Consider the following 8,641-nt stretch of genomic DNA (forward strand, 5'->3'; position numbering starts at 1 on the left):
GGAAGTTCCTTTTACAATTAGTGAAGATCCTGAACAATTAAGCGGAATTTTTCCGTTTATTTCTCAGATTGGGCGATTACCTGATCGCCCATCCGATAGGCTTGAACGACACTTCAGCTGCTCGCTTGCCGCGGGCGATCCGGAAGCCTCCTCGGACACGCATTTATCCTGCGGGGTCTTCCCTGGCTCGCTGTCCCGCAGGCGTCTCGCGCTTACGTGTCTCGAACCAACTTATTGATAAAATGCCGCTTATCGTCGTACCACAAAGCAAATTCATGAACTTTCTTTATCTGCAAAAAAGGTGTTTTACTAGTTAATAGACTAGTGAAACACCTGCATCATTGGCATATACAATCAATTGATTTAGTTAGATAAATAGATTCACATTTGATTTTGCTGCTTCGCCTAGATAGCTGGCAACCCCACCGAATTCAACACCGTCGATGATTTCTTCACGTGCAACGCCCATTAACTCCATACTCATCGTACAGGCAACCATTTTAACACCAAGCTGTTTTGCACGCTCGATCATAACAGCAAGACTGTCAACATTCTTGTCAGCCATGACTTTTTTTATCATTTTCGGCCCCATGCCAGCCATATTCATTCGTGACAGCGGCAGATGATCCGCGTTCTTCGGCAGCATCATACCGAACAGTTTGTCGGTACCCGACTTGCTGATCTTCGCATGAGCCTGCCGCTTAATGATATTAAGCCCCCAGAAGGTGAAGAAAAGTGTGACCGGCTTACCCATCGCAGCCGCCCCAGTCGCAATGATAAACGTTGCAATTGCTTTATCCAAATCCCCGTCAAAAACCACCATTGTTGTTGCTCCGCCATTATTTGAAGCCGTTTGTAATGTTTGCTGAGCATCGTCATGGCTGTCCTTTGCTCCCTTCATCAGCGTCGCGACAACCTTATTGCCGACAATGTTGTTTTTCAGCAATTGATTGCCTGTCGCATCGGCCCAAGCAACAATATCCTTGTGAAAGCCAAAGTCAGAGGCCTGGACCTTCAGGACATCGCCCTCATTCAACTTTTCCATAGATTGTTTAACTTTAAGAATCGGGCCTGGGCACTGCAGCCCGCAGGCATCTACTACAATTTTTGCAGCTTGCGTTCCGTGCTGTACCATTGTTGAAAACGATTCACCTTGATCCGCAGTACGAGGCTGTACTTTCATGTGACCCGTCTCATACTTGGCTTGTTCATACGTTTTCAAACCGCCGTCGAGATTATAGACATCAAAACCATTCAGCGCCAATATGCGCGCCGCATTATAACCGCGGAGTCCAACAGAACAATATACGTAAATCGGCTGATCCTTAGGAAGCTCCTCAATCCGCCCTCTTAGTTCGCCTCGCGGAATATGATGGCTGCCGGAAATTTTTCCGGCGGCCAGTTCGAATGATTCGCGCACATCCAAAAAATATGCCTGCTTCCCAATCAACGCATCGACCTCATGCCATTCAATCGTCTTCACTAACCCCTGCCGCTGGTCTGCAGCAAGATAACCGGCATAGTTTACAGGATCTTTTGCCGATGCATACGGCGGCGCATACGCCACTTCAATCAACTGCAGATCCTCAACCGATCCGTTTAAACGCATGACTGCTGAAATCATGTCGATCCGTTTATCCGCGCCTTCCGTTCCAATCGCCTGTGCACCAAGAATTTTGCCCTGATCGTCATAGATCACCTTCAACTCAATCGGTGCCGCGCCAGGATAATAGCCGGCATGGGAATTCGGATGTAAATGAACAACATGGCAGACAACACCGGCCTGTTTCAAAAGACGTTCATTTTTTCCCGTTGTCGCCACGGTGAGCGCGAAAACCTTAGCCACGGCTGTTCCCTGCACAGGAGGATTTTTCGCCTCTAAGCCATTTAGATAGTCTGCGAGAAACCGTCCCTGCCGATTAGCCGGACCTGCCAGTGGAATTAATGTGGGCATGCCGGTGACGAAATCTGTCACTTCAATCACATCGCCAATCGCAAAAATATCGGGGACACTCGTTTCAAAATGTTCGTTAACGACAATCGCACTCTTAATGCCTGTCTTCACACCCGCTTTTTGCGCCAGTGCACTGTCGGGTAAGATACCAATCGCCATCACAGTCAGGTCGGTATCTATTTCTTCACCACTGCTGAGTACGAGCGTACGCCCGTTGTTGGAAAATTGCGCAACGCCGTCGTTCAAGATGAGCGTGACACCGTGCATTTCAATCTGTTCATGGACAAATTGTGCCATTTCGAAATCAAGCGGCGCCATTACTTGCGGGCTCGCTTCAACTAACGTAACCGCCAACCCTAGTTCAACAAGATTCTCAGTCATCTCCAGCCCAATGAAGCCGCCGCCGATCACCGTTGCTTTGTGCACGTTATGCGTATCCATATATTTTTTCATACGCGCAACATCGGGTATATTTCGTACAGAGAAGATGTTATCTGCATGATCAAGTCCCGGGATCTTGGGCACAATCGGTTTTGCCCCTGTAGAAAGAATCAGCCGATCATAATGATCTGTTGAGACTTCTCCGTTCAGCACATTTTTTACCGTAATAATGTGTTTTTCAGGATCTATATCAACTACTTCTGTGTTGTTATGAACTTCAATATTGAATTCCATGACCATGTTCTCAACCGACTCGACAAGCAGTGCATCTTTTTCACGGATCGTCCCGCCGACATAATAAGGCAGCCCGCAATTAGCAAAAGAAATGTAAGCACCTTTTTCATACATGACAATTTCATTTTCTTCACTTAATCGCCTGAGCCGTGTTGCTACACTTGCACCCCCGGCGACGCCGCCGACAATAATGATTCTTTGTTTCACAATGGGTCCTCCTGATTCATGTATTTGAGTCGTTGCATTCGCCATAGTCCTGATTAACTTTCTTGGCTTGTTGTCGGTAAAGTAAGATTATTCATGAATCAGACTCATAATCCGACTTGGATCAAATCCGAGTACCCATTGTCCATTAACATTTGTTTGGGGTACACCCATTTGTCCGGTTGTTTCCACAAGACGTTGACCGGCAGCCGGGTCTTGCTGGACATTGACTTCTTTAAATAGCATCCCTTTTTCACTCAGAAAGTTCTTCACCATATGACAATAGGGACAAGTATTGGTCGTATACACGGTAATTTCATTCATCGTTAATAACTCCTTTAAAAGTTTTTTGCCCCAATTCGAGCGAACAACTTGTTAATCTTTCCTATCATTCCTTTACTTTTTCCGGAAAAACACTTTTATACAGCTTATATCCTCCATCTAAATTCTTAACCTTATAACCTTTCTGAGCAAGAATACGAGATGCGAGATAGCCGCGCAGACCCACCTGACAAGTCACAATCAAGTTACGGTTTTTTGGAATCTCCCGTACTCGTTGACGAAGATTGTCCAAAGGAATATTCACCGCCCCCTGGATGGTTCCGTTCTCGTATTCCTGTTCTGTCCGAACATCAATCAGCATTGCTCCTTGTTTTACTAGCTGGTCGACTTCATTCCACTGAACATGCTGCACTTTGTCTTCAAGCAGATTTTCTGATGCATAACCGATTAAATTAACTGGAGCCTTCGCCGAATTAAATGGCGGAGCGTAGGCGAGTTCAAGCTCAGTTAAATCATTGACCGTCATCTGCCCATGGATTGCCGTGGCAAGCACATCGATGGTCTTATCAATCCCCTTCTTACCAACTGCTTGAGCACCCAGTAGCTTTCCCACTTCCGGGTCGAAGAGCAGCTTAAGTGTCATCTGCGAGCTGCCCGGATAATACGATGCGTGATCTGGCGGACTGGTGTGCAACGCCTCATAAGGGATCTGATATCTCTGTAGCATTTTTTCACTTAATCCTGTCACAGCGGCAGATGTATCAAAAATTTTCACAATGGATGTGCCTAGCGTTCCCTTATAGTGACGATTCAGCCCGCTAAGAATGTCAGCAACCATTCGTCCTTGGCGATTGGCCGGTGAAGCGAGTGGAATAACTGCTGCTTTCCCGCTGATGGTCTGCGCAACTTCGATTGCATCACCGATCGCGTAGATATTTGGATCACTGGTCTGTAGCTGATCATTAACCGATATACTGCGGCGGATACCCAGTGCTAAGCCTGCTTGCTCAGCTAAAGATGATTCAGGAACGATGCCTACCGATAAAAGAGTCAAATCGCTCTCTTTTCGCCGTCCATCATCCATCACAAGAACGGCACCTTTTTCTTCAAAACCCGTGACGGTTTTTCCTTTGAGCACCTCAATACCGCGCTCTTTCAGTTCAGCTTCTACACTAGCCGCCATTTCCGGGTCAAGCGGAGGAAGGACTTGATGCTCGCGTTCAATAATCGTCACTTTAAGTCCGCGTTCTGCAAGGTTCTCTGCCATTTCCATGCCGATAAAACCGGCACCGATGATCACTGCACGATCCACTTGATGCTGCTGCAGGTATTGAACAATATGTTCAGCATCGGGAACATCGCGTAGCGTGAACAAATGATCCGCTTGGTCAATTCCTTTAATTGGCGGACGCATTGGGTGCGCGCCGGTTGAGAGAATCAGAGCATCATAGTTTTCTTCATAAGTCTTTCCATGATGAGTAATAGTTACTTTCTTTTGTTCCCGGTCAATATGTGTTGCTTCACTTTCCGTCCGCACATCCAGACGAAAACGCTGATACAGCTTTTCTGCCGTCTGTACAAGCAGCTTTGACCGTTCTTGAATCACGCCGCCAATAAAATAAGGAAGTCCGCAATTGGCAAAAGAAACATAGGGACCACGTTCCACGACAATAATTTCTGCTTCTTCATTTAATCGGCGAAGCCGCGTGGCTGCCGACATCCCGCCGGCCACCCCGCCAATAATGACGTATTTCATTGAATTTACCTCCTTAGCATTCAATCGGTCCGTGCCAATTCATCATCCCGCCATCCATATTTTTCACCTTAAATCCACTTGCGGACAGGATGGCAGAAGCCACCTCGCTTCTGCTTCCGGAATGACAAACCATGATGTGTTCTTGCTCTTTGTTGATTTCGCCGATTCGGTTCTGAATCTCATTAACCGAAATATTAATCGCCCTCGGAATATGCCCCTCGGCAAATTCAAACGGTTCACGAACATCGATAATACTTACTGGTGTATGGTTGCGCAACAAGCGTTCAACTTCTTCAGGTGTCAGTTCTTCATACATGCTGTTTTCCTCCTTGGATCAACTTTTTTCTTATCAAAACCTATGTGCTTTATACCCCTATAGGTATATTTAACTGCATAAAAAAACTAAACCCAACGATTCATCCCGCCGCGCACATTGGTCACTTTTTCATATCCCGCTTTTTTCAAAAGCTTACAAGCAACTGAGCTTCTCATACCGCTTTGACAGATGACAACGACTTCTTTTTCTTTCGGGATCTTGTTGAGATGATTATGCAGAGTTTGCAGCGGAATATTGATAAAACCCGGAATTGATCGACTGCTGAACTCCGGTTTTGTGCGTACGTCAAGAAAGTATTTCCCCTTTTTATTAGGCAGATAAGCCTCTTTTAGTTCCGAAGTGCTTATCTTTGTAATTTTAGGTTTGCAAAAGAACAGGCAGTTCATATCTACTTTTCCTCTTTTCGCCATTCGATTCACCGCATCTTGATCCTTTAGCGACTTTTCACCAGCATTTGAACCGCTTCATTTATGATGGATTCAGCTGATCCGCCGCCGCTTTCAATCTGCTCTCGCAGACAGGCTTCCAAATTCTTTCCAATTACTAAACCAAGTGCACGATCCATTGCCGTCCGAGCAGCAGTCATCTGGGTCACTACACTGCGGCAGTCTTCGCCTTGTTCCATCATGTTAAGAATCCCGCGGATCTGACCATCAATTCGTTTCAATCGATTTTTCATTTGCGCTGTATACTCCATAAACAGCCTCCTTATACCCCTATAGGTATAATAATTGATGCATTTTTTTCTGTCAAATAAAAGGACAGTTTAGCTAAGCGAAAGACCTAGATGATCGGAAACCTCCTCAGCTTTTTTAAAAATGCCTGTACGGTCTCGCCATTCGCCCTTCAAATAGCTTCCAGACTATTCATCAATCCGTACAACACGGGATTTATCAATCGTTTCGATTCCTGAAGATTTCTCTTTCTTCATCCGTATTTCTAAAATTTCACAACATTTGCACTATGATTGCACATCGCAATACAATCGAATATAATTTTGGTATAGGAGGTGTTTCGAATGACAAGAACATCAAACATTTTCGCCCGTGTCGAACCTGAAATTAAGGAGCAGGCTGAACAAGTGCTGAAGCAGCTTGGTATTCCCATGTCCAACGCGATCAGTCTTTTTCTGCGTCAGGTCGTGCTGCAGCGTGGGATTCCCTTCGATATAAAACTGTCCGAAAACAAGCCGCTCACTTTCGAATCTCTCAATGAAAAGACGTTCAACGATGAAATTGAAAAAGGACTAGCTGACCTGACTGCCGGGAGAATTACATCGGCTGACCGCGTCACCGAGAAGATGAGGCAGGATTATGGCAAATGAGTCAGTGGAAGATTGTATTCCTTCGGAAATGTTCCATTATAGTACTTAATCGACTCGATGATCTGTTTCATTTTCTTAGGATCCTTTCGTATATGTGTCGACCAATTCATGTTGTATCCCTTGCGCACTCATGGCATCAAAATAACTTTAAGCTTGAGCCACTAAATAGCGATCATCAATACATTCCTGTAACAATACTTGATGAAAAAACATCCTGTCGCTCTGGCGGCAGTGGTGTTCTTTCACCCTCAGCTTCTTAGAATCTTCTCCATCGACTTGCCTTTCGCCAGTTCGTCCACCAGTTTGTCAAGCCAACGAATTTTCTGCATAAGCGGGTCTTCGATGTCTTCGACGCGATGTCCACAAATCACGCCTTTAATTTTGACGGCGTTGGGGTTGACTTGCGGCGCATCGGCGAAGAACGTTTCAAAATCAGCGTTCTTGTCAATTTGCTCCTCAAGACCTGCATCGTCATAACCCGTCAGCCAGCAAATCACAGCATCCACCTCAGATTTACTGCGCCCTTTTCGCTCAGCCTTTTGAATGTAGAGCGGATAAACTCTCGAAAACGCCATTTTGTACACGCGTTCATTTTTCATATCATGCCACTCCCCTTTGCTTCTATCCATTCACTCAATGACTACTGGAATAATTCCAGACAGAATGACTTCAGTAAGAGTATTCTTTACTGCTTATAGCTGATTGTTGATTCAACCGGATGAAACAATCGGACATTGCTCGCTAGACCATCTTTGTCTCATTCCCGAACAAAGTGATCCAGCAATGTACGCACTTCATCGGTTGACTTTGTACTCATCAACTGATTTCTTAATTCACTTGCCCCGCGAAAACCGCGGACATAGATCTTAAAAAAGCGATGAAGCGCTGTAAACGGACGCAGCTCTAATTCTTCCGAATACTGATCATAGAGATCCAGATGCAGCTTTAAGAGATTAAGCAGTTCCTGGCTACTATGATCTTTCGGTTCCTTTTCAAAAGCAAATGGATTTGTAAAAATACCGCGCCCAATCATGAGTCCATCAATGCCATATTGATCAGCGAGCTTCAAGCCGGTTTGACGGTCAGTGATATCGCCATTGATCGTCAAAAGTGTATCCGGTGCCACCTGGTCACGCAGTTTCTTAATCTCCGGAATGAGTTCCCAATGGGCATCGACCTTGCTCATTTCCTTTCTTGTACGCAAATGGATGGTAAGATTCGCGATGTCTTGTTTCAATAGATGCGTCAGCCAGTTACGCCATTCGTCTACATCCGTGTAACCCAGCCTTGTCTTCACACTTACAGGCAGTCCCCCTGCTTTGGTTGCTTGGATTAAATCGGCTGCAATTTCAGGACGCAGGATAAGGCCGCTTCCCATCCCATTCGCCGTCACATTAGGCACCGGGCAGCCCATATTGATATCCACCCCACGAAACCCTTGTTTCGCCAGACCAATACTCATCCGCCGAAAGTGTTCAGGTTTATCCCCCCATATTTGGGCAACTATCGGTTGTTCATCCTCTGTAAACGTCAAACGCCCACGCACACTTTGGATTCCCTCTGGGTGACAATAGCTCTCCGTATTTGTAAACTCGGTAAAAAACACATCAGGTATGGCTGCCGCACGCACGACATGACGAAAAACAACATCCGTTACTTCTTCCATTGGTGCCAGTACAAAAAAAGGCCGCGGCAAATCATGCCAAAAATTATCGATCATCGTTACATTCAAATCCTCACATTATGGGATGCCTGACCAAAATCGCCATCCCCAAAATTACTTTCTTAACACTTATAGCACGCACAAGTACCTTAAAGCAAATGACCTACATTTGACACGATAATTTTCACACGTAACAAAAGCCAACAAGAAAAGGATGCTTATTAAATTGGAAATGTTTCTTTTGGTTTAGAAGCTCTTGACTATAAAGTGCTGCTCTCTAAAATTTTCCGGATAGAAATTTTGTCCATACCTTCCTTACAGTAACCTGAACTATTCATGATCCACTCCGGCGACTAGCTAGAACATGTGGTTAACAAAGGAATTCATCTTTACCTGTACGAGCAAATAGGGTAGGCGGTCATTCATTGGGGGAACACTATAATTCA

At 45.3% G+C, this 8,641-nt stretch carries 11 protein-coding genes; 2 read left to right on the forward strand and 9 right to left on the reverse strand.

What is annotated here, in order from left to right:
• A partial coding sequence (locus tag SIN01_RS15245; RefSeq protein ID WP_218027785.1) for a hypothetical protein occupies positions 1 to 238 on the forward strand: 238 nt, incomplete at its 5' end.
• 129 nt (positions 239 to 367) lie between these two features.
• Here SIN01_RS15245 and SIN01_RS12945 read toward each other — a convergent pair.
• The 6 genes from SIN01_RS12945 to SIN01_RS12970 form a co-directional block, all read right to left on the reverse strand.
• A complete protein-coding gene (locus SIN01_RS12945) occupies positions 368 to 2,836 on the reverse strand; it encodes an FAD-dependent oxidoreductase (RefSeq protein WP_047035422.1) in 2,469 nt (822 codons plus the stop codon).
• Positions 2,837 to 2,923: 87 nt separating this feature from the next.
• Complete coding sequence (locus SIN01_RS12950) at positions 2,924 to 3,157, reverse strand: glutaredoxin family protein (RefSeq protein ID WP_028976645.1); 234 nt, start codon at positions 3,155 to 3,157, stop codon at positions 2,924 to 2,926.
• 64 nt (positions 3,158 to 3,221) lie between these two features.
• Positions 3,222 to 4,871 (reverse strand): FAD-dependent oxidoreductase, encoded by a 1,650-nt coding sequence (locus SIN01_RS12955; RefSeq protein ID WP_047035424.1) that lies wholly within the window; start codon positions 4,869 to 4,871, stop codon positions 3,222 to 3,224.
• 13 nt (positions 4,872 to 4,884) lie between these two features.
• A complete protein-coding gene (locus tag SIN01_RS12960; RefSeq protein ID WP_010027643.1) occupies positions 4,885 to 5,187 on the reverse strand; it encodes a rhodanese-like domain-containing protein in 303 nt (100 codons plus the stop codon).
• A gap of 86 nt (positions 5,188 to 5,273) precedes the next feature.
• A complete protein-coding gene (locus SIN01_RS12965) occupies positions 5,274 to 5,618 on the reverse strand; it encodes a rhodanese-like domain-containing protein (protein WP_236628073.1) in 345 nt (114 codons plus the stop codon).
• Between the two features lie 23 nt (positions 5,619 to 5,641).
• Complete coding sequence (locus tag SIN01_RS12970; RefSeq protein ID WP_028976641.1) at positions 5,642 to 5,905, reverse strand: metal-sensitive transcriptional regulator; 264 nt, start codon at positions 5,903 to 5,905, stop codon at positions 5,642 to 5,644.
• Between the two features lie 321 nt (positions 5,906 to 6,226).
• Between SIN01_RS12970 and SIN01_RS12975 the strand changes: the two genes are divergently transcribed.
• Positions 6,227 to 6,532 (forward strand): type II toxin-antitoxin system RelB/DinJ family antitoxin, encoded by a 306-nt coding sequence (locus tag SIN01_RS12975; protein ID WP_010026440.1) that lies wholly within the window; start codon positions 6,227 to 6,229, stop codon positions 6,530 to 6,532.
• Here the strand turns inward: SIN01_RS12975 and SIN01_RS15590 are convergent.
• The 3 genes from SIN01_RS15590 to SIN01_RS12985 all read right to left on the reverse strand — a co-directional run bounded on the left by SIN01_RS15590 (position 6,520) and on the right by SIN01_RS12985 (position 8,252).
• A complete protein-coding gene (locus SIN01_RS15590; RefSeq protein WP_272947211.1) occupies positions 6,520 to 6,642 on the reverse strand; it encodes a hypothetical protein in 123 nt (40 codons plus the stop codon). The genes SIN01_RS12975 and SIN01_RS15590 overlap by 13 nt on opposite strands.
• A 138-nt stretch (positions 6,643 to 6,780) precedes the next feature.
• Positions 6,781 to 7,131 carry a DUF2200 domain-containing protein gene (locus tag SIN01_RS12980; protein ID WP_010026441.1) on the reverse strand — a complete coding sequence of 117 codons (351 nt, stop codon included), beginning with the start codon at positions 7,129 to 7,131 and terminating at the stop codon, positions 6,781 to 6,783.
• Between the two features lie 158 nt (positions 7,132 to 7,289).
• The gene (locus SIN01_RS12985; protein ID WP_010026442.1) at positions 7,290 to 8,252 is read right to left on the reverse strand and encodes a tRNA dihydrouridine synthase; all 963 of its coding nucleotides are present in this window, start codon (positions 8,250 to 8,252) and stop codon (positions 7,290 to 7,292) included.
• Positions 8,253 to 8,641: the final 389 nt, after the last annotated feature.

Origin of the sequence: Sporolactobacillus inulinus (genome assembly GCF_006539285.1) — a bacterium.
GTDB lineage: Bacteria > Bacillota > Bacilli > Bacillales > Sporolactobacillaceae > Sporolactobacillus > Sporolactobacillus inulinus.

What these genes read in the sequence shown, in the direction of transcription:
- SIN01_RS12985 (WP_010026442.1), bottom strand. Translation starts at nt 8,252, where the DNA reads ATGATCGATAATTTTTGGCATGATTTGCCGCGGCCTTTTTTTGTACTG.
- SIN01_RS12955 (WP_047035424.1), bottom strand. Translation starts at nt 4,871, where the DNA reads ATGAAATACGTCATTATTGGCGGGGTGGCCGGCGGGATGTCGGCAGCC.
- SIN01_RS12960 (WP_010027643.1), bottom strand. Translation starts at nt 5,187, where the DNA reads ATGTATGAAGAACTGACACCTGAAGAAGTTGAACGCTTGTTGCGCAAC.
- SIN01_RS12965 (WP_236628073.1), bottom strand. Translation starts at nt 5,618, where the DNA reads ATGGCGAAAAGAGGAAAAGTAGATATGAACTGCCTGTTCTTTTGCAAA.
- SIN01_RS15590 (WP_272947211.1), bottom strand. Translation starts at nt 6,642, where the DNA reads ATGAATTGGTCGACACATATACGAAAGGATCCTAAGAAAATGAAACAG.
- SIN01_RS12975 (WP_010026440.1), top strand. Translation starts at nt 6,227, where the DNA reads ATGACAAGAACATCAAACATTTTCGCCCGTGTCGAACCTGAAATTAAG.
- SIN01_RS12950 (WP_028976645.1), bottom strand. Translation starts at nt 3,157, where the DNA reads ATGAATGAAATTACCGTGTATACGACCAATACTTGTCCCTATTGTCAT.
- SIN01_RS12980 (WP_010026441.1), bottom strand. Translation starts at nt 7,131, where the DNA reads ATGAAAAATGAACGCGTGTACAAAATGGCGTTTTCGAGAGTTTATCCG.
- SIN01_RS12970 (WP_028976641.1), bottom strand. Translation starts at nt 5,905, where the DNA reads ATGGAGTATACAGCGCAAATGAAAAATCGATTGAAACGAATTGATGGT.